An 18,705-nucleotide genomic window follows, 5' to 3' on the forward strand; every position below is an offset into this window, starting at 1 on the left:
CCCGGCCTGACCTCGACGAAGATCGTCGTGGCCGGGGGCTTCGGGGTGGGTAAGACGACGTTCGTCGGCGCGGTGTCGGAGATCATGCCGCTGACGACCGAGGCCGTCATGACCGACGCCTCGGCGGGGATCGACGACCTCGGCATGACCCCCCTGAAGTCGACCACGACCGTGGCCATGGACTTCGGCCGGGTGTCCCTCGATCGCGACCTGATCCTGTATCTGTTCGGCACGCCCGGACAGCACCGGTTCTGGTTCATGTGGGACGACCTCGTACGCGGCGCCATCGGCGCGGTCGTGCTGGTCGACACCCGCCGGCTGGCCGACAGCTTCCCCGCCATCGACTACTTCGAAGAGGCGCAGCTCCCCTTCATCGTGGGCATCAACGGCTGGGACGGCCAATACCCCCACAGCGACGGCGAGGTCCGCGACGCCCTCACCCTGGCCCCCCACATCCCCATGGTGCGGCTCGACGCGCGCTCGAAGGACTCCGTCAAGGGCGCTCTCATCAACCTGGTCGAGCATGCTCTCACCGTTCGGATGGCCGTGCCAGGCTGGAGCGGCTGAGGAAGCGGATAGGCTGGAGTCTTAGACGTTCATTCGCTTCGAGGACTGGCCAACCACGTGTTCGAGACGCTTTCCGACCGCCTCACATCGGTTTTCTCCTCCCTTCGATCCAAGGGCCGGCTGTCCGATGCCGACATCGACGCCACCACCCGGGAGATCCGCATCGCGCTGCTGGAGGCCGATGTCGCGCTCCCGGTGGTCAAGGCGTTCGTCGCCCAGGTCAAGGAGCGCGCCCGCGGGGCCGAGGTGTCCCAGGCGCTCAACCCGGCGCAGCAGGTCGTCAAGATCGTCAATGACGAGCTGATCGAGATCCTCGGCGGCGAGACCCGCCGGCTCCGCCTCGCCAAGACGCCGCCCACCGTCATCATGCTGGCGGGTCTCCAGGGCGCGGGCAAGACGACCCTGGCGGGCAAGCTGGCCAGGTGGCTGCGCGAGCAGGGCCACGCGCCCATGCTGGTCGCCGCAGACCTGCAGCGTCCCAACGCCGTCCAGCAGCTCCAGGTCGTCGGCGAGCGGGCCGGGGTCGCCGTCTACGCGCCCGAGCCCGGCAATGGCGTCGGCGACCCGGTGGGCGTGGCCCGCGACTCGATCGACGAGGCCAGGCGGCTGCAGCACGACATCGTCATCATCGACACCGCCGGTCGCCTCGGCATCGACCAGGAGATGATGAAGCAGGCCGCCGACATCCGCGACGCGGTGCGGCCCGACGAGGTCCTGTTCGTCGTCGACGCCATGATCGGCCAGGACGCCGTCACCACGGCGCAGGCGTTCATGGAGGGCGTCGGCTTCGACGGCGTCGTGCTCACCAAGCTCGACGGCGACGCCCGCGGCGGCGCCGCGCTGTCGGTGCGGCACATCACCGGCCGGCCGATCATGTTCGCCTCCACCGGCGAGAAGCTGGAAGACTTCGACGCCTTCCACCCCGACCGGATGGCCTCCCGCATCCTCGACATGGGTGACATCCTCACCCTGATCGAGCAGGCCCAGAAGACGTTCGACGAGGAGCAGGCCGCCAAGATGGCGGGCAAGCTCACCTCGGGCGAGAACTTCACGCTGGAGGACTTCCTCGAGCAGATGATGATGGTCCAGAAGATGGGCCCCATCAAGAACCTGCTCGGCATGATGCCCGGCATGGGCCAGATGCGCGACCAGCTCAACGCCATCGACGACCGCGACCTCGACCGCATCGCCGCGATCATCCGTTCGATGACCCCGGCCGAGCGCCAGGATCCCAAGATCATCAACGGCTCCCGCCGCGCCCGCATCGCGGCCGGCTCCGGCGTCACGGTCAGCGCGGTCAGCAGCCTCGTCACCCGCTTCTTCGAGGCCCAGAAGATGATGAAGCGGGTCGCGGGCGGCATGGGCCTGCCCGGCATGCCGGGCGGCCGGGGCAAGGCGGCCAAGGCGCAGAAGAAGAACAAGAAGGGCCGGCGCGTCAGCGGCGACCCGCGCAAGGCGGCGCTGGAGAAGTCGTCGTCCGGCGCGGGCGACGGCCAGGCGCAGCCCAAGCAGGGCGGCATGCTGGGCAACCTGCACGGCAAGCTCCCTCCGGGCATGGAGCTGCCGCCCGGCTTCGACCCGTCCAAGCTCAAGCTGCCCGGCCAGAACTGACGCCGGGTCGCCTCGTTGCCGAGGCTTTGCGGGCATCGTCCCGCGAGTGGTCGTGGACAGTGACGGCGATCTGGCACAATGGCATGTTGGAACATCGTGTTCAGGTGGGCGCCCTCTCACCGACCCGCTGATCACGCCTGTCCCTGGAGCGTCGTCCTGTCGTGCCCCACTCGGCGCGGCGCCGCTCACCCACGCTCAAATGCAGGAGAGACCACACCCGTGGCAGTCAAGATCAAGCTCAAGCGGCTCGGCATGATCCGCAACGCTCAATACCGCATCGTCGTCGCCGACAGCCGCACCAAGCGTGACGGCCGGGCGATCGAGGAGATCGGCCTCTACCACCCGAAGGACGACCCTTCGCGGATCGAGATCAACGCCGAGCGTGCGGCCTACTGGCTGGGGGTCGGCGCCCAGCCGACCGAGCCGGTGCTCAAGCTGCTCAAGCTCACCGGCGACTGGCAGAAGTACAAGGGCGAGCCCGCCCCGGCGCCCCTCAAGGTCGCCGAGCCCAAGCCCGACCGGCACGCCATCTACGAGGCCGCGGCCAAGGAGGCCCTGTCCGGTGGCGACACCGGCACGGCCGCCACCACGCCGCGCAAGTCCAAGAAGAAGGACGAGTCCGAGGCCCCCGCCGAGACCCCGACCGAGGGCGAGGGCTGACGTGCTCGAGGAGGCCCTCGAGCACCTCGTGAAGGGCATCGTCGAACATCCCGACGATGTCCGGGTCCGCGCACGCCGCATTCGCAGCGGGCGCGTCCTGGAGGTCCGGGTGCACCCCGAGGACCTGGGCAAGGTCATCGGACGCGGCGGGCGCACCGCCAAGGCGCTGCGCACCGTCGTCAACGCCCTGGCCGACGGGAAGTACGTGCGGGTCGATCTGCTCGACCTGGACGAGGCAGTCCGTTAGCGTCAGGTTTTCCGCGCCCTCACCGGTTCGTGCCGGTGGGGGCGCTCCGCGTTAGAAAGGGCACGTACGTGCAGTTGGTCGTCGGCCGGATAGGCCGTCCGCACGGGGTACGCGGCGAGGTCACCGTCGAGGTGCGCACCGACGAGCCCGAGCGGCGCTTCGCCGTCGGCGCGTCGATCGCCACCGACCCGCCCGGCTCCGGGCCCCTGGTCGTGGCCGGGCGCCGCTGGCACAAGGGCGTCCTGCTGATGACGTTCGAGGGCGTCATCGGCCGCGACGCCGCCGAGGACCTCCGGGGCACCATGCTCGTCATCGACTCGGCCGACATCGAGCCCACCGGCGACCCCGACGAGTTCCACGACCACCAGCTCATCGGCCTGGCCGTCGAGACCGTCGCCGGCGAGCCCGTGGGTGAGGTGGAGGACGTCCTGCACCACGGTCAGGACCTCCTCGTGGTGCGCCGTGAGGGGCAGGAGGAGGCGCTCATCCCGTTCGTCAAGGCCCTGGTGCCCGAGGTCGACCTGGCGGGCGGCCGGCTGGTGGTCGATCCGCCGGAGGGGCTGCTCTGATGCGGCTCGACATCATCTCGATCTTCCCCGAGTACTTCGCGCCGCTCGACGTCTCGCTCATCGGCAAGGCGCGCGAGCGCGGCACCCTCGACGTACGGGTCCACCAGCTGCGCGACTGGACCCACGACGTGCACAAGACCGTGGACGACACCCCCTACGGCGGCGGCCCGGGCATGGTCATGAAGCCCGAGGTGTGGGGCGAGGCGATCGACGCGGTGATCGGTGACGGCTCGCCGCGGCTCGTCGTGCCGACGCCGAGCGGGCGGCCGTTCACCCAGGAGCTGGCGCAGGAGCTGGCGGGGGAGCCGTGGCTGCTGTTCGCCTGCGGCCGCTACGAGGGCATCGACTCCCGTGTCATGGCTGAATACGGCGGGCGGCTGCGCGTCGACGAGGTCAGCATCGGCGACTACGTCCTCGCCGGCGGCGAGGTCGCGGTGCTGGTCATGGTGGAGGCCGTCGGCCGGCTGCTGCCCGGCGTGCTGGGCAACGCCCAGTCGGCCGTCGACGACTCCTTCGCCCCCGGCTCCATGCGCAACCTCGTCGAGGGCCCCGTCTACACCAAGCCGCCCGTCTGGCGCGGCCACGAGGTGCCGGCCGTGCTGCTGTCCGGGCACCACGGCAAGGTCGCCCGGTGGCGGCGGGACGAGGCGCTGCGGCGCACCGTGCGCAACCGGCCCGACCTCGCGGCGGCGCTCGACCCGGAGACGCTCGACAAGCACGACAGGAAGCTTCTGGAGGAGCTGTCGTTTCGCGTCGAACGGGAAGATGTGGCAAACTGAATCGCTGCCAACCTCATGTTGGCCGCTAGCGCATGCCCGGAAACCGATCCGGGCCCACCGAAGACAGCAGGCGTGTCCACTTCGCTGCCGCGCTCGTCAGAGCTCGGCCGAGTGGACCTCCGCGTGCCCCCGAACTTTGAGGAATGACTCTCATGCACACGAAGATCCAGGAGCTCGAAAAGGCCGGCCTGCGCGCCGACGTGCCGAACTTCCGTCCCGGTGACACGCTCGAGGTCCACGTCCGCGTCGTCGAGGGCAACCGCTCCCGCGTCCAGCTCTTCAAGGGCTTCGTGCTGCGCCGGCAGGGCAGCGGCGCCCGCGAGACCTTCACCGTCCGCAAGGTCAGCTACGGCGTCGGTGTCGAGCGCACCTTCCCCGTGCACAGCCCGGTGATCGAGAAGATCGTGCTCGCCACCCGCGGCGACGTGCGCCGCGCCAAGCTCTACTACATGCGCGACCTGCGCGGCAAGGCCGCCCGCATCCGCGAGAAGCGCGAGACCCCGGCCGCCAAGTAAGCGCCCTTCGTCTCTTCGGAAAGCCCGTGCCCCTGTGGCGCGGGCTTTCGGTTTTTACGGCGGCGTTTCTTTTATGTGGAGCGACCCGTGCGTGGGTGTAACGTCGGTCGAGGCTTGTCGAGCCCGCACATCATCTAGGCTCGTCAGCGATGACTAGCGAGAGCCAGGAGCACGGCGCGCCGCGCCGCCCTGTCGAGGACGAGGTGGACGTGGTCGCGGAAGAGACTCAGAAACCGGCCAAGGGCGGCAAGAAGGAGAAGAAGGGGTCGTTCTGGAAAGAACTCCCCGTTCTGGTAGTAGTGGCCTTGGTGCTCGCCCTGATCATCAAGACGTTCGTGGTGCAGGCGTTCTACATCCCGTCGGAGTCGATGGAGAACACCCTGCTCAAGAACGACCGGGTGCTGGTCAACAAGCTCGTCTACCACACGCGCGACATCGAGCGGGGCGACGTCGTGGTCTTCTCCGGCGTCGACTCATGGGACGGCGAGTTCCAGATGGAGGAGCCGTCCAACCCGGTCGAGGGGTTCTTCCGATGGGTCGGCACGGCCTTCGGCATCGTGCCCGGCGAGAAGGACTACATCAAGCGCGTCATCGGGGTCGGCGGCGACCACGTCAAGTGCTGCGACTCCAAGGGCCGCATCACGGTCAACGGCACGCCCATCGACGAGGAGAGCTACCTCTACCCGGGCAACGTGCCCTCCGACCGGTTCTTCGACGTCACCGTGCCTCCAGGGCGGCTGTGGGTCATGGGTGACCACCGGTCGGTGTCGCTCGACTCCCGCTCCCACACCGGCGACCCCGGCGGCGGCTCCATCCCCGAGAGCCAGGTCATCGGACGGGCCTTCGTCATCGTCTGGCCCTTCGACCGGGCCGGTGTGCTGGAGATCCCCGACACCTTCGCGCAGCAGGGGCTCAAGGCCCTGGGCGGGGCGGTCCCGTTGGTCGCCGGGTTCGGGCTGGCCGTACCCTTGGTCGTGGCTCGTCGGCGCCGGCGCATGAGGAGGCGCTGATGGCCGTCACCAAGAAGGCGGAGGGTGTGGGCAAAGAGAAGAAGAAGGGCGGCTTCCGGGAGACGCTGCTCCTGCTGATCCTCGGCGTGGGGATCGCGCTGCTGCTCCAGGCGTTCGTGGTCGGCTCGTTCTACATCCCCTCGCAGTCCATGGAGAACACGCTGCTGATCAACGACCGCGTGTTCGTCAACAAGCTCTCGGGCAAGCCGGAGCGCGGCGACATCGTGGTCTTCAAGGGCTGGAACGGCGAGGACACCATCAAGCGCGTCATCGGCGTCGGCGGCGACCACGTCAAGTGCTGCGACGCCAAGAAGCGGATCACGGTCAACGGCACGGCGCTGGACGAGACCTCCTACCTCTATCCCGGTGATTTCGCCTCTGGCGAGAAGTTCGACGTCACGGTTCCGGCCGGAAAGCTGTGGCTGATGGGCGACCACCGCAGCGCCTCGGCCGACTCGCGGGCCCACATGGAGGAGCCCGGCCAGGGCTTCATCTCGGAGAACGACGTGATCGGCAAGGCCGTGGTGCGCTACTGGCCGCTGTCGCGGGGCTACCTGTTCGCGCGTCCCGACATTTTCGACAAAGTCAAGTAGACGGACTTTCGGTCGCGGGTTGCGGCGAATGGGGCGTACGCTGCCTCTGTCATGACAGTTGCGTTCCGCCCTCGACCGAGCGTCGTCCGGCGCGATTCCGGACTCTACGCCTACGAGCGGGCGCTGGCCCGCCGCGGCCTCACCCCGATCGCGGGCGTCGACGAGGCCGGCCGCGGCGCCTGCGCCGGCCCGCTCGTGGTGGCGGCCGTCGTCCTGCGCAGGCAGATCGACGGCCTCGGCGACTCCAAGCTCCTGACCCCGGCCGTGCGCGAACACCTCTACGAGCGCATCATGCGCGCCTCCCACGTAGGCGTAGTGATCATCCCGCCGGGGGAGATCGATGCCAAAGGTCTTCACAAATGCAACGTCTCAGGAATGCGGCGGGCCGTCGCCCGGTTGCCCTGTGACCCGGAGTACATCCTGACGGACGGTTTCCCGGTGCCGGGGCTGCCGGCGCCGTCACTGGCCGTCTGGAAGGGGGATCAGGTGGCCGCGTGCGTGGCGGCCGCGTCCATCGTGGCCAAGGTGACGAGGGACCGGCTGATGGTGGCGCTGGACGAGCGTTACCCGCAGTACGGTTTCGCCGAGCACAAGGGGTATGTGACCCCGGGACACCGGCTGGCGCTGTCGGCACACGGCCCGTGCCCGGACCACCGTTACTCCTTCGTCACGGTGGCCAGGGAGATGGGTGAGAATGAAATGGGGGCCGGGGTTGCCTGAGCAGGCAAACCGGGGGACCGGTACGACAGGAGGACCGCGATGAGCGCAGAGGATCTCGAAAAGTATGAAACCGAGATGGAGCTGCAGCTTTACCGCGAATACCGCGATGTCGTCGGGTTGTTCACATATGTTGTGGAGACCGAGCGGCGGTTCTATCTGACCAACTCGGTCGACCTCGACGTCCGCACCGCCGAGAACGGCGACGTCTTCTTCGACGTGAAGATGCAGGACGCCTGGGTGTGGGACATGTATCGGCCGGCGCGGTTCGTCAAGAACGTGCGGGTGGTCACGTTCAAGGACGTGAACGTGGAAGAGCTGGCCAAGGCCGACCTCGAGATGCCCAAGGAGGGGTTCTCCGGGTAGAGGGGGCGGGTGGCTGGGCGGCTGGGGGACGCCTGAGCTGGGGGCGTCCGCCTTCGCGCTCGTGTGGCGGGGCTGCCGGGCCCGGTGCCGCTGGCTCGCCACGGTCGCCCCAGTCGGTGGGGTCCTGAGGAGGGGGCGCTGCCGTCGTGCAGCGGCTTGACCCCGGCGTCGCTTTCATCCCGACGTACGCCGCGTCCTCGCCTTCTGCCGCGTCCTTGGCTTCGACCGCGTCTTGGCCTTGGATCGCGGCTCGTCTCCCGTCGTGGCTCTGCCTCGACCCGTGAGCATCCCGGCGACCGCGCCTTCTCCAACCGCGAGCACGACCACAGAGTGCGACTGCGTCCCCGATCGAGCACGACCGCGACTGCATCCCCGATCGTCAGCACGATCGCGACCTCCGCGCCAACCGCCCGCAGACAGCGCCCTGCCCCGACACAACTCAGCGCCGCTGCAACTCGGCCCGCCGATAGCGCCCCTCATGCAGGTGCATTGCCACCTCTGTCGCGAAAGCCCTTCACCTAGCCTCATCCAGAGGCCCCGCATCGAGCGGTCGGCCATCGCCCTCGCCTGTTGAAGCTGCGCCGCCTCGCCGCCGTGGTCCCGCTGTTCAGATCGATACGCGGTCTCTCCGCCTGCGCAGCCTCCTTGTGTGCTGCCTCCACCCGCGCCCCGAGCTACCCCGCTCGCATCTCTTGGGGACGTGCACCCTGCCCCTGGCGCACCCTGGCGAGTCCTCGATCCCCAACCCCGGCGCCTTACGCCCCCCACTGCCCCCGCCCAACGTCGGCCCATGCAATAAGCCCAGCACCCCGAGTCAGCCCCACCGCCTGTCTTGCGTCGCGCGCATCCCCACCCAGGCGTGGCCTCTGTCCCGTTTCGGCATGCTTGCCGCCCTCGCCGCCACCCTCCACGCAATCGCCGTCGCAGCAGCCCCTCGCACGCCCTGGGCGCCCGGTTATCCACAGCCAGCAGAATCCCGCACTCCCTATCCCCAGAACCCCGTTCGGCCGCCCGACACCGACCCCGCCTCCGCCAAGGTCGAGCCCGACGCATCCAAAAGCAGCACCCCCGGACGGAGGCACCACATGGCCAAGAAGGACGAACTCGGCAAAAAGGGCGAGCAATTGGCCGCGATCTATCTGGAAGCCAAGGGCATGAGAATCATCGACCGCAATTGGCGCTGCCGCCACGGCGAACTGGACATCATCGCCGAAGAGGGCAGCACGCTCATCGTCGTCGAGGTCAAGACCCGCTCCAGCCGATCCCACGGCACGGCCCTGGAGTCGGTGGACCACAGAAAGCTCTCCAAACTCCGCACGCTCGCCGCCAAGTGGCTGTCCACCCAGGCTCACACCTTCGACTCCGTACGCGTCGACGTCATCGCCATAGAACGCTTCGCCGGCGACTTCGCCCTGCGCCACATCCGGGGAGTGATCTGATGGCCGTGGCGCGCACCCGCAGCGTGGCTCTGGTCGGCGTGACGGGCCGTACGGTGGAGATCGAGGCCGACGTGGGCAACGGCCTGGCCGGCATCCACCTGATCGGCCTGCCCGACACGGCGCTGAGCGAGGCCCGCGACCGGGTGAGATCCGCAGTGGTCAACAGCAGATACCCGTGGCCCGACGCCCGCATCATCGTCAGCCTGTTCCCGGCCACCCTCCCCAAGCGGGGCTCGCAATTCGACCTCGCCATAGCGATGGCGATCCTGGGTGCCGCGGGCGTCGTCCCAGCCGAGCGCATCGCGGACCCGTTCTTCTTGGGCGAGCTGGGCCTCGACGGCCGCATCAGACCGGTACGCGGCGTCCTGCCCTCCGTCCTCGGAGCCGCGAACGACGGAGACGCCACGGTCGTCGTTCCCTCAGCGAACTCGGCGGAGGCGTCCCTCGTCCCCGACGTCAAGGTGATCCCGATGGCGAGCCTCCGCCAACTGGTCGAGTGGCTGCGCAAGGGACGTGAGGAGGCGCCCGAGCCCGAACCGGAGGAGTTCATCGAGCCCACGCCGCCGATCACGAGCCCGGTCCTGGACCTGGCAGATGTCGTCGGCCAGCCGGTCGCCCGCCGCGCCCTCGAAGTGTGCGCCGCCGGCGGCCACAATCTCTGGATGCTCGGTCCGCCCGGCACCGGCAAGACCATGCTGGCCGAACGCCTGCCCACCCTGCTGCCCGATCTGGAGCTCGATCACGCTCTGGAGGTGACCGCCATCCACTCGGTCGCGGGCATCCTGCCGCCCAGCGCGCCCATGCTGAGCCGTCCGCCGTTCGTGGCTCCGCACCACACGGCCACCTCGGCGGCGATCATCGGGGGCGGCAGCGCGATCGTACGGCCCGGAGCTGTCTCCCTGGCCCACAGAGGCGTCCTCTTCATGGATGAGGCTCCCGAGTACCCCCGCCATGTCCTCGACGCGCTGCGCCAGCCTCTGGAATCCGGTCGCGTCACGGTGTCCCGGTCGGCGGGTTCGGTCACGTTCCCGGCCCGGTTCATGCTCGTACTGGCGGCGAACCCGTGCCCCTGCGCGCAGAGCGACGACCAAGGCGAGACCTGCAAGTGCTCCCCGACCGCGAGACGCCGCTACCTCGGCAGGCTCTCGGGTCCGCTCCTCGACCGCGTCGACATGAAGGTCACCGTCGCCCGCGCATCCAGACGCGAGCTGCTGGCCGACCGCCAGTTCACCGAATCCAGCGCAGCGGTGGCCGAGCGCGTACTCGCGGCCCGCGAGCGCGCCGCCAAACGACTCAGCGGCACCCCTTGGCGTACCAACGCCGAAGTCCCTTCGTCCGTCCTCCACAGCGACTACCGGCCGCCCCCAAAGGCCATGAAGCCCATGACCGCCTGCCTGGACTCAGGCACCCTGACCGCCCGCGGCCTCGACCGCGCGGTCCGCGTCTCCTGGACCCTGGCCGACCTGGCCGACAAGGACCGCCCGGACGAAGACGAAACGACCACAGCCCTCCACTTCTGGCTCGGAGTGACATCCTGATGCACAACACCCCCTGCACCCCCATCCGCCTGCTCCACCCTCAACGGCCCTTCCTCGCAGCCAACCCCAACCAGCCGGTCGTCTCGCCTCAAGAGCCGCTGCCGGCCGGACCGTCCCTCTCCATCGAGCCACCCACTGCCCGACGCCCGCCGCGCATCGGATCAGCATCACCTGACGACGCCGCCCGACCGCCTGAGCCGGCCATCCCGCCCGCAAGCGCATCGGAGCCGGCACAGCCATACCAACCAGCTCCCAGCGCCCTCACCGCAAACCGGACCCTGCCCCACCCTCGCCCCCAGCAGCGGGCACCTGCACCAGCGCCACCGCAGACAGGTGACCCAAGACGGCTAGTCAGGCTCGGAGGCCAGACCCCGCTTCCAGAGCCGACCCGCGATCCACGACCGGCACCGATCTCCGAAGCCGCATCCGCCGGAGGAGCACCTGCATCCGCAAACCGCCCTGCCACGCCCGTTCGACCCGCTGCGTCCGTGTGGTCTCCTGCGCCTGAGGGACCCCCTGCTCCCTCCCGGCCAACCACACAAGCCTCGCCAGATGCAGCGGCCGTATCGGCCCCGTCAGCCGCGTCGGCCCCGTCAGCCGCACCCGCCCGATCCGCGCGATCAGCCATATCCACTCAACCTGCCGCCCGATCCGAGCACGAAGCTCGCGCCGGGCTGATGCGCGCCGCAGACGTAGGTGACCCGGTCATGGGCCGCCTGGTGTCGCGATACGGAGCAGCCATGGCGGTGGACGCGATCCGCGCCCGGTCCCTCCCGCCCGAGTTCATCGAGCAGGAGACGACGCAACGCGACCGCTCCCGCGGCCAGGTGACAGCCCGTCTCAACGCCTGGCATGCCCGCCTGGCCGCCTCCAACCCGGCTGCCGACCTCGAGAACGGCGAAAGATCCGGCGCCCGCCTCATCATCCCCGGTGACGCGGAATGGCCCACCCAGCTCGACCAACTCGGTCAGAGCCGTCCTCTCGGCCTGTGGCTGCACGGCTCGGCAGACCTCCGCTTCTCCTGCCTCAAATCCGTGGCGCTGGTCGGCGCCCGCTCAGCGACCGCGTACGGCACCCACATAGCCGCGGAGTTCGGCGTCGGCCTGGGCGAGTCCGGCTGGACGGTCGTGTCGGGCGGCGCCTTCGGCGTGGACAGCGCCGCGCACAGAGGAGCACTGGCCGCCGGCTCCCCGACCGTCGTGGTGCTGGCCTGCGGTGTCGACGTCTGCTACCCGAGCAGCCATGACACCTTGTTCGCCAAGATCAGAGGCCAGGGGGTGATCGTGAGTGAATGTCCGCCAGGAGTGCACCCCACCCGGGCGCGCTTCCTCATCAGAAACCGTCTGATCGCGGCTCTGTCGAGGGGCACCGTGGTGGTGGAAGCCGCCCTGCGCAGCGGAGCCCTGAACACCGCCACCCACGCGCTGGCGCTCAATCGGCACCTCGGTGCCGTACCCGGCCCCGTCACCTCCCGCATGTCGGACGGATGCCATCGCCTCCTCCGCGAACGTAAGGCGGTGTGTGTCACCTCCCCTGAGGAGGTCGTCGACCTCGTCGGCGTGATGGGCGATGACCTGGTCTCGCAGTCCCGTACCCCGGCGGTCGCCCGGGACAAGCTCAACGAGGTCACGAAGAGGGTTTTGGATGCCGTACCCACTCGAAAGGGCGCAGGGCCGGCCTCGATAGCGGTCGCGGCCGGCGTGAACCTCAGCACCGCCCTCAGCGCCCTGGGCGGTCTCGCCGCTGCCGGCTACATCGAACGTTCCGCGGACGGCTGGCGCCTCCGCAAGCAAACGACCTCCTACCGCAAAGCCCCCGACAGCGCGGCCCTCGAACCCCCGCTCATTGACGCCGACGCAGATCCACTCCAGGACCCGCCCTTCCCGGACGAGGACGACCTCGTACACCGCGAACACAACCTCCCCATCCCAGACGAGGGCTCGTCAGGGTCCCCCACAACCTGAGGAATCGAGCACTCGACACGAAGCCGCAAAGGGGAAGTTCGAGGGGGTTGACCGGGCAGGAGAGCGAGCTCCCCGCCATCCACCTTGCCCGGCAACCTCCGGAGAACCGGCGACCACAACTCAGGATTTTGGGAGCACAGCAGGAGGGGCCCGAGGCGAAAGACAACGGTATAGGCCACGCCGCCACCATTCACCTGATGCCCGCCAGGAAGGCCCGGTGCGCTGGTACGGAGCGGCTCCGGGAGTGTGAACTTAACGGCTGATCTTGGTTGGTGAGGTGGTCAGTGGTTGGCAGGAGTGAGACGGCCTTCGAAGGCGATGTGGCAGGCGTTCAAGGGTGGTGTCGGCGGCAGACGTGATGGGGGGAGTAGGGCGCCGAGTCCGCGATCCGCAGCCTTGCTGAGTCCTCGGCGTCCTGGGCGTTCTCACCCTGCTCATCAGGGGAGGTCCTCCAGCTACCACCCAACGAGCGCCCACCCCACGAGTTGCCCGGCATACCGGGGTTGTCCAGGGGTTTGCGACGGCGGCGGAGGTGAAGACAGCACCGTTCCTCCTCCGGAACGCCCCACGTCCTCCTGCTAGCCCGGCATACCTCTGAGGTCGGCGCGGTGGGTTTCGACGGCGGCGGGTTGAAGATGGCATGGATCTTCCTTCGGCGTCTTCTGCGGTGGTGGCGTCAGGTGTGCGTTGGCGGGGTGCTGGGCTTCGGGCGTTGTGACGGCGGGATATTCGTGGCGTGAGGTGGCGAGGGGGCATCGTGATGTTGTAGGGCGTGGCTGGTGCGGTTCGGGGGCAGGTTGGGGTGGCACGATCGTTTGTGGTTGCTGCAGTGGGGAGGGGCGGGTTTGGGGAGGGACGAGGTTCTTGGGGCGTTCGGGCGGTACCTGCGGTTTGAGCGGGATCTTTCGCCGCATACAGTGCGTGCCTACCTGACCGATGTCAGCAGCTTGCTCGATCACCTGAATCGTCCTGTTGAGGACCTTGATGTCGCGGTGCTGAGGGAGTGGCTGGCCGGACAGCATGATGCCGGGAAAGCGCGTGCGACCTTGGCGCGGCGGGCGGCCTGCGCTCGGACGTTCACCGCCTACTGTCACCGGCAGGGGTGGTTGGCCGAGGATCCCGGGTTGTTGCTGGGGAGCGCCAAGGCGCCGCGGGACTTGCCGGCGGTGCTCGATCAGGAGCAGGCGCAGGAGGTCATGGATTCGGCCTCTGGCGTGGAACCCAAGGAACTCCGCGATCGGGCGATTCTTGAACTGTTGTACGCCACTGGTGTCCGGGTGAGCGAGTTGTGCGGGCTCGACGTGGATGACGTGGATCGGGATCGGCACGTCGTTCGTGTCATGGGGAAAGGGCGCAAGGAGCGTTCAGTGCCGTTCGGCTTGCCTGCGCTCCGGGCGCTCGATCGGTGGTGCATTCACGGACGGCCGCTCTGGGCGCGGGCGGGTTCGGGGCCGGCGCTCTTTCTCGGGGTACGGGGAGGGCGCATCGACGCGGGGACGGTTCGGCGGGTGGTGCACGCGGCGTTGGCACAGGTCGAAGGTGCTCCTGATATGGGGCCGCACGGGTTGCGGCACAGTGCGGCTACTCACCTGCTGGAGGGCGGGGCGGATCTGCGGAGTGTGCAGGAGCTCCTTGGGCACGCGTCGTTGAACAGCACACAGATCTATACGCATGTCTCGATTGAGCGGTTGCGGGCGGCGTACAAGCAGGCTCATCCCAGGGCGTGATTGGCGGCGTCGTCGATTTTGGCGGGTGCCTTCGCGTTCCAAAGTTCCAGGGTTCCAGGGCTCCAGGGCTCCAGGGCTCCAGGGTTTGTTCGCGTTGGCGCATGTAGGCGGCTGTCGTGCTCTGGATGAGCTTTGTGCTCGCCACCTTGGAGCCCGGCCGAAGCGGCACGATGGCTCGGGCGCGTTCGAGCGAGTCAGCGCCGCTGTCCGCGCCGCCTACGTCGCCGCCGGGCAGGTGTGAGTCGATTCAGCAGCTGAGGACTTGCCGCTCCTGGCCGCATCCCACTCAAGAGCTGCCCGATTTTGCCTGGACCCTGGGGAGGAGCGGTGGGGGCCTGGGGGTGTGAGGGGCTCCGATTTTTCCGGACTCGACCCAAATGAAACTATATCACCCCGCGACCCGGTTATCGAACCATTCCTCTAGCACTTCCGATGGCGGGCGATATCCCAACCCAGAGTGAAGTCTTCGCCGGTTATAGAATCCCTCGATAAATTTGATCACTTCGCGTCGCGCCTCGGCACGCGTGGCGAACGTCCAGTGATGCACCATCTCCGTCTTCAGCTTACCGAAGAACGATTCCGCCATCGCGTTATCGAAACAACTCCCGGTGCGTCCGACGGATTGCCGGATGCTGTACTTGCCGAGTGTCTCGCCGAACTCGATCGACGTGTATTGGCTCCCACGATCGGAGTGAAAGATCGCCCCGTCGGGCATCTCGATGCGGGCCGCGGCCATATCGATGGCCGCGCACACCAATCTCGCCGGATATCGTACGTCCAGCGCCCAGCCGATCACGCTCTTGCTGAAACAGTCGATAACCGTTGCCAGGAAAAGTGCACCCTCACCCGTATCGATCTGCGTGATATCACCGATCATCTTCTGGCCGGGCACCTCCGCGCTGAAGTCGGGTCTTCGAGTTTGATCGGGGAGGGGCGGCAGGAGTCCGCTCTCTGGTCACGTTGAGTGACGGCTAAGGCTGAAGATCACCCCGGATGCAAGATGCCCGCGGCTCTTGTGGATCATGACTGTTGTCTAGGCAGTCGATCTTCAAGAAACCACGGGCGTGCAGAACACTATAGAGATTTCTTCGGATGCGACACTGCTGCTGGGCCTGGAAGGCGTGGCGGTGGTGCGGGTGGAACGCGACGATGACGGCCATCGGGTGGTCCACATGATCACTGATGATGAGACGGCACGGGCCTGCCCGGCGTGCGGGGTGTTCGCCACCCGGGTCAAGGAACGTGTGCTCACCTCGCCCCGCGACCTGTGCGCCGGCGGTGAGACGATCAGCCTGCTGTGGCACAAACGCCGCTGGGTGTGCCGGGAGGAACGCTGTCGGCGCGGATCGTTCACCGAGCAGGTTCCGCAGGTCGGCGCGAGGATGCGGACCACCGCCAGGTTGCGGCGGGCCTGCGGGCGCAGCGTGGTGGACGGCGGGCGCACCATCTCCCAGGCCGGGCGTGACCATCGGCTGTCCTGGCCGGTGGCGATGCGCGAGATGCGCGCCTATGCCACCGAGGTGCTGCCCGCCGAGCCGCTGCCGACCTCGGCAATCGGGATCGATGAGATCCGGCGGGGCGCTCCCCGCTGGGAACAGGATGCGGCCACCGGCAAGTACCGGCTGATCGCCGACCGATGGCATGTCGGCTTCACCGATCTGTGCGGGGAGCAAGGGCTGCTCGGCCAGGTCGAAGGCCGCGTGGCGACGTCGGTCACGGCCTGGTTGAACGCCCGGCCCGCCGCATGGCGCAACGCCGTCTCCTACGTGGCGATCGACATGTGCGCGGTGTTTCGCTCGGCGATCCGCGCCGCGCTGCCACACGCGATCATCGTGGTGGACCATTTCCACCTGGTGCAACTGGCCAACGCCAAGCTCGCTGAGCTGCGGCGGCGGCTGACCTGGAAGATGCGCGGACGCCGTGGACGCAAGGGCGACCCCGAATACGACCACCGCCGCCTGCTGCGCGCCAATGCCGAGGAGTTGACCGCCGAGCAGCGTGCCGTCCTGGAACGCGACGTGGGCAGGATCGGCACCGCCGGCAGGCATCTGCTGGCAGGCTGGCACGCCAAGGAGAAACTGCGTCACCTGCTCGCGCTGGCCCGGACCAACCCGGCCCGCTCGCGGATCGCCCACCGCCTGCACGCCTTTTTCGCCTGGTGCGCCGACCACGCCTACCTGCCCGAACTGGTCACCTTGGCCCAGAGCATCGCCGCCTGGTGGGCCGAGATCGAGGCGTTCATCCGCACGGGCATCACCAATGCCAAGAGCGAAGGGACCAATCGCGTGATCAAGCTCGAAGCGCGCTGCGCGTACGGCTTCCGCAACACGAGCAATCAACGCCTCCGATCACGCTGCGCAACCACCCGCTCAAGCCGAAACCGAGCTATCCCCGCGTAAGTTCGATGACCCCTGAAGTCGCGCCGCACCAGGTCAGGGATCGGGGCCGCGTTCTTGTCCGCGATTGTCAGGCCACGGCGTCGCTTGACCTGCACCGGGACCAGGCGCATCTGGCGCATGAGCTTGCGAACGAGTTCATCGTCCACCTCGATGCCGGCACGCCTGAGCTCCGCGTGGATACGGCGGTACCCGTAGGTCCGGCCGGATTCGGCGAACACGAAGTCAATCAAGGGCTTGAGGTCTTCGCGCCGTTGTTCGGTCGCCGACATCGGGCGCTTCTCCCAATCGTAGTATCCGGATTTCGACACGCCGAGCAGACGGCACATCATGATGATCTCGAAATTAGCCTTCTCGGCGAGAATGAGTTCGTACTTCTCGCTTACGGGAGTTCTTTCGCAAAGAAGGCCGCGGCTTTTTTCAGGAACGCGTTCTCCTGCTCAAGTTCTTGGACGCGTCGTTCCATCTCCTGGAGCTTGGCGCGGTCGATGGCGGCGCGGGCCTCATCGGTAGTGCCAGAGTTCTTCGACTTCTCTGCCTTCACCCAATTGCGAACGGTCTCTGCGACCAGGCCGAAATCGCGGGCAACCTGTGCAGGGGTCTTCCCGTTGTCGATGACGGCACGCACGACTTCGGCCCGCAACTCGGGCGGATATATTCTCGGCTTCTTCGCCACGTGCTTCCTTCCTGGACTGTCTCTGACCCTACTTGGGTCCGAGTCCGGAAGGTTCGGGGCACCTCAGTGCTTGCTGTTGTTTCTCGTTTCGCGGGTGCTTGATCGTCTTTTGCGATGTCGGCCGCTGTTTGTGCGGCGCTGTTGGCTGTCTGGGTTATGGCGATGGCGGCGGTGGTGCAGTCCGGTGATCAGGAGAAGTGCGGTGAGTATGGCGATGGGCAGCGTGATCGCGGCGGGGGTGGGGGTGTGGATGGTGGTGGCGGTGGGGGAGGTGGAATTGCTTAGGAGGTAGTGGTTCGAGCGCGTGGTTTCGGGCGGTTGGGGATGGGAGTTTTCGGCTCTGCTCCCTATTCGGAGTGGTGTGGGGGGTCGCTGTGGGGTGGAGTCGAGGGGTTTCTCAGGGGGATCGATGGCTTGGGGTGATTCGGGCCAGAAAGGGAGGAGGCGAATGGGGGCTTGGCCGAGGAGAAGGAGGGGGTTCAGATAGCGGGCGTCGCGTAGGAGGCCCCAGTGGAGGCAGGACTCCGGGCAATGGGGGTTGGTCGCTTGGAGGAGGCCCAATTCGGTGCCGGGGGTGACGGGCTGGCCTCGTTTCACGGCAGGGGTGACCGGCAAGTACGTCGTGCGCAGGCCGCCCTCGTGGTCGATCGTCACCACGCCCTTTCCTCCCACCGGGCCGGCGAAGCGGACTGTGCCGGCGCCTGCCGCCAGGACCGGGGTGGAGGGCGGTGCCGCCAGGTCGACGCCGCGATGACCGGCGAGCCAGCGTTCTGGAGGTGGGGTGAAACGGCGGAGGATGCGGGGGTGGCCGTCCAGAGGCCAGCGCCAAGCTGGAGGTGAGGCTCTGGCTGGAGTGGCGGTCAGGGCGAGGAACGTGGTTGCCAGAAGCGGGGCGACGAGCGTGGTCGTTGCGACTGGGGCGATGAGCGTGGTCGTGAGGAGTAAGGGGAGGAAAGCGGCGATGTGGTGGGAGCGCGAAGGGCGGGCTTCGGTCGGCGTGGGGCGAAGGTGGGCGGGGGACGCCTGGTCGCTGGTGGAGTGAGAGTAAGAGTGAGAGTGAGATGGGGACGGAGATGGAGATTGCATGGCGGAAGTTTCCGCCGGGATTCAGCGGGGGCGTGGCGCCGAATGGTGTTCTGTGGATGAAGGTGCTTGCGGTCTGCTGAAAGTGTGGATGAAGTCCTGGATGCGGGCTTGTGTCTGCTGTGATGATGATCGCGGGGTTCGTGTTTGCTGCTTGGGTGATCTCAAAGCTTGGATCTGCTGAATTGTCGGAGGGTGGTGCTTGGATTTCTGGTGGCGGTCGGCGGATCTCCGTTTTGCGGCGAGGG

General features: G+C 67.8%; 20 protein-coding genes. 16 read left to right on the top strand and 4 right to left on the bottom strand.

Features of this window, described 5'->3' with window-relative positions; translation table 11 throughout:
* Positions 1-6 precede the first annotated feature (6 nt).
* The 15 genes from Nocox_RS08835 to Nocox_RS08905 all read left to right on the top strand — a co-directional run bounded on the left by Nocox_RS08835 (position 7) and on the right by Nocox_RS08905 (position 14,302).
* Positions 7-567, top strand: coding sequence for a GTP-binding protein (locus Nocox_RS08835; protein WP_219495644.1), 561 nt, complete (start codon positions 7-9; stop codon positions 565-567).
* A gap of 57 nt (positions 568-624) precedes the next feature.
* The gene (gene ffh / locus Nocox_RS08840; protein WP_020546539.1) at positions 625-2,178 is read left to right on the top strand and encodes a signal recognition particle protein; all 1,554 of its coding nucleotides are present in this window, start codon (positions 625-627) and stop codon (positions 2,176-2,178) included.
* A 219-nt stretch (positions 2,179-2,397) separates the two neighbouring features.
* On the top strand, positions 2,398-2,838 hold the full coding sequence (gene rpsP, locus Nocox_RS08845) for a 30S ribosomal protein S16 (protein ID WP_020546538.1): 441 nt from the start codon (positions 2,398-2,400) through the stop codon (positions 2,836-2,838).
* A gap of 1 nt (position 2,839) precedes the next feature.
* Positions 2,840-3,085, top strand: a complete 246-nt coding sequence (locus tag Nocox_RS08850) for an RNA-binding protein (protein ID WP_020546537.1) — start codon at positions 2,840-2,842, stop codon at positions 3,083-3,085.
* A gap of 68 nt (positions 3,086-3,153) precedes the next feature.
* Positions 3,154-3,654 carry a ribosome maturation factor RimM gene (rimM, locus tag Nocox_RS08855; RefSeq protein ID WP_020546536.1) on the top strand — a complete coding sequence of 167 codons (501 nt, stop codon included), beginning with the start codon at positions 3,154-3,156 and terminating at the stop codon, positions 3,652-3,654.
* Positions 3,654-4,433, top strand: coding sequence for a tRNA (guanosine(37)-N1)-methyltransferase TrmD (trmD, locus tag Nocox_RS08860; protein ID WP_020546535.1), 780 nt, complete (start codon positions 3,654-3,656; stop codon positions 4,431-4,433). Before rimM ends, trmD begins: the two co-directional genes overlap by 1 nt.
* 152 nt (positions 4,434-4,585) lie before the next feature.
* Entirely contained in the window at positions 4,586-4,948 is a 363-nt protein-coding gene (gene rplS, locus Nocox_RS08865) for a 50S ribosomal protein L19 (protein WP_020546534.1), read from the top strand.
* 149 nt (positions 4,949-5,097) lie between these two features.
* Entirely contained in the window at positions 5,098-5,958 is an 861-nt protein-coding gene (lepB, locus tag Nocox_RS08870; protein ID WP_026215038.1) for a signal peptidase I, read from the top strand.
* Positions 5,958-6,551, top strand: a complete 594-nt coding sequence (gene lepB, locus Nocox_RS08875; RefSeq protein ID WP_020546532.1) for a signal peptidase I — start codon at positions 5,958-5,960, stop codon at positions 6,549-6,551. The genes lepB (Nocox_RS08870) and lepB (Nocox_RS08875) overlap by 1 nt, the downstream gene beginning before the upstream one ends.
* Before the next feature lie 51 nt (positions 6,552-6,602).
* Positions 6,603-7,271 (top strand): ribonuclease HII, encoded by a 669-nt coding sequence (locus Nocox_RS08880; RefSeq protein ID WP_020546531.1) that lies wholly within the window; start codon positions 6,603-6,605, stop codon positions 7,269-7,271.
* A 39-nt stretch (positions 7,272-7,310) separates the two neighbouring features.
* On the top strand, positions 7,311-7,634 hold the full coding sequence (locus Nocox_RS08885; RefSeq protein WP_026215037.1) for a DUF2469 domain-containing protein: 324 nt from the start codon (positions 7,311-7,313) through the stop codon (positions 7,632-7,634).
* Between the two features lie 1,085 nt (positions 7,635-8,719).
* Positions 8,720-9,073 carry a YraN family protein gene (locus Nocox_RS08890; RefSeq protein ID WP_020546529.1) on the top strand — a complete coding sequence of 118 codons (354 nt, stop codon included), beginning with the start codon at positions 8,720-8,722 and terminating at the stop codon, positions 9,071-9,073.
* Positions 9,073-10,611, top strand: coding sequence for a YifB family Mg chelatase-like AAA ATPase (locus Nocox_RS08895; RefSeq protein ID WP_020546528.1), 1,539 nt, complete (start codon positions 9,073-9,075; stop codon positions 10,609-10,611). Before Nocox_RS08890 ends, Nocox_RS08895 begins: the two co-directional genes overlap by 1 nt.
* A gap of 740 nt (positions 10,612-11,351) precedes the next feature.
* Positions 11,352-12,575 carry a DNA-processing protein DprA gene (dprA, locus tag Nocox_RS08900; RefSeq protein WP_020546526.1) on the top strand — a complete coding sequence of 408 codons (1,224 nt, stop codon included), beginning with the start codon at positions 11,352-11,354 and terminating at the stop codon, positions 12,573-12,575.
* Positions 12,576-13,492: 917 nt separating this feature from the next.
* On the top strand, positions 13,493-14,302 hold the full coding sequence (locus Nocox_RS08905) for a tyrosine recombinase XerC (RefSeq protein WP_281426318.1): 810 nt from the start codon (positions 13,493-13,495) through the stop codon (positions 14,300-14,302).
* A gap of 388 nt (positions 14,303-14,690) precedes the next feature.
* Here Nocox_RS08905 and Nocox_RS08910 read toward each other — a convergent pair whose 3' ends face one another.
* On the bottom strand, positions 14,691-15,179 hold the full coding sequence (locus Nocox_RS08910) for an IS3 family transposase (RefSeq protein WP_246649754.1): 489 nt from the start codon (positions 15,177-15,179) through the stop codon (positions 14,691-14,693).
* Positions 15,180-15,366: 187 nt separating this feature from the next.
* On the opposite strand from Nocox_RS08910, the gene Nocox_RS08915 reads away from it, so the two are divergent.
* On the top strand, positions 15,367-16,701 hold the full coding sequence (locus tag Nocox_RS08915; protein ID WP_063711730.1) for an ISL3 family transposase: 1,335 nt from the start codon (positions 15,367-15,369) through the stop codon (positions 16,699-16,701).
* Here Nocox_RS08915 and Nocox_RS08920 read toward each other — a convergent pair.
* The 3 genes from Nocox_RS08920 to Nocox_RS08930 all read right to left on the bottom strand — a co-directional run bounded on the left by Nocox_RS08920 (position 16,638) and on the right by Nocox_RS08930 (position 18,460).
* Complete coding sequence (locus Nocox_RS08920; RefSeq protein WP_020545350.1) at positions 16,638-17,030, bottom strand: IS3 family transposase; 393 nt, start codon at positions 17,028-17,030, stop codon at positions 16,638-16,640. The genes Nocox_RS08915 and Nocox_RS08920 overlap by 64 nt on opposite strands.
* A 50-nt stretch (positions 17,031-17,080) precedes the next feature.
* The gene (locus tag Nocox_RS08925) at positions 17,081-17,374 is read right to left on the bottom strand and encodes a transposase (protein WP_020545351.1); all 294 of its coding nucleotides are present in this window, start codon (positions 17,372-17,374) and stop codon (positions 17,081-17,083) included.
* A gap of 63 nt (positions 17,375-17,437) precedes the next feature.
* On the bottom strand, positions 17,438-18,460 hold the full coding sequence (locus Nocox_RS08930; RefSeq protein ID WP_085996046.1) for a M23 family metallopeptidase: 1,023 nt from the start codon (positions 18,458-18,460) through the stop codon (positions 17,438-17,440).
* Positions 18,461-18,705 lie beyond the last annotated feature (245 nt).

This window comes from Nonomuraea coxensis DSM 45129 (assembly GCF_019397265.1).
Classification (GTDB): Bacteria; Actinomycetota; Actinomycetes; order Streptosporangiales; family Streptosporangiaceae; genus Nonomuraea; species Nonomuraea coxensis.

Excerpts from the sequence above, each read along its gene's own strand:
- trmD (WP_020546535.1), top strand. The coding sequence starts at position 3,654 with ATGCGGCTCGACATCATCTCGATCTTCCCCGAGTACTTCGCGCCGCTC.
- rplS (WP_020546534.1), top strand. The coding sequence starts at position 4,586 with ATGCACACGAAGATCCAGGAGCTCGAAAAGGCCGGCCTGCGCGCCGAC.
- lepB (WP_026215038.1), top strand. The coding sequence starts at position 5,098 with ATGACTAGCGAGAGCCAGGAGCACGGCGCGCCGCGCCGCCCTGTCGAG.
- lepB (WP_020546532.1), top strand. The coding sequence starts at position 5,958 with ATGGCCGTCACCAAGAAGGCGGAGGGTGTGGGCAAAGAGAAGAAGAAG.
- Nocox_RS08880 (WP_020546531.1), top strand. The coding sequence starts at position 6,603 with ATGACAGTTGCGTTCCGCCCTCGACCGAGCGTCGTCCGGCGCGATTCC.
- Nocox_RS08885 (WP_026215037.1), top strand. The coding sequence starts at position 7,311 with ATGAGCGCAGAGGATCTCGAAAAGTATGAAACCGAGATGGAGCTGCAG.
- Nocox_RS08890 (WP_020546529.1), top strand. The coding sequence starts at position 8,720 with ATGGCCAAGAAGGACGAACTCGGCAAAAAGGGCGAGCAATTGGCCGCG.
- Nocox_RS08895 (WP_020546528.1), top strand. The coding sequence starts at position 9,073 with ATGGCCGTGGCGCGCACCCGCAGCGTGGCTCTGGTCGGCGTGACGGGC.
- dprA (WP_020546526.1), top strand. The coding sequence starts at position 11,352 with ATGGCGGTGGACGCGATCCGCGCCCGGTCCCTCCCGCCCGAGTTCATC.
- Nocox_RS08910 (WP_246649754.1), bottom strand. The coding sequence starts at position 15,179 with ATGATCGGTGATATCACGCAGATCGATACGGGTGAGGGTGCACTTTTC.
- Nocox_RS08920 (WP_020545350.1), bottom strand. The coding sequence starts at position 17,030 with ATGATGTGCCGTCTGCTCGGCGTGTCGAAATCCGGATACTACGATTGG.
- Nocox_RS08930 (WP_085996046.1), bottom strand. The coding sequence starts at position 18,460 with ATGCAATCTCCATCTCCGTCCCCATCTCACTCTCACTCTTACTCTCAC.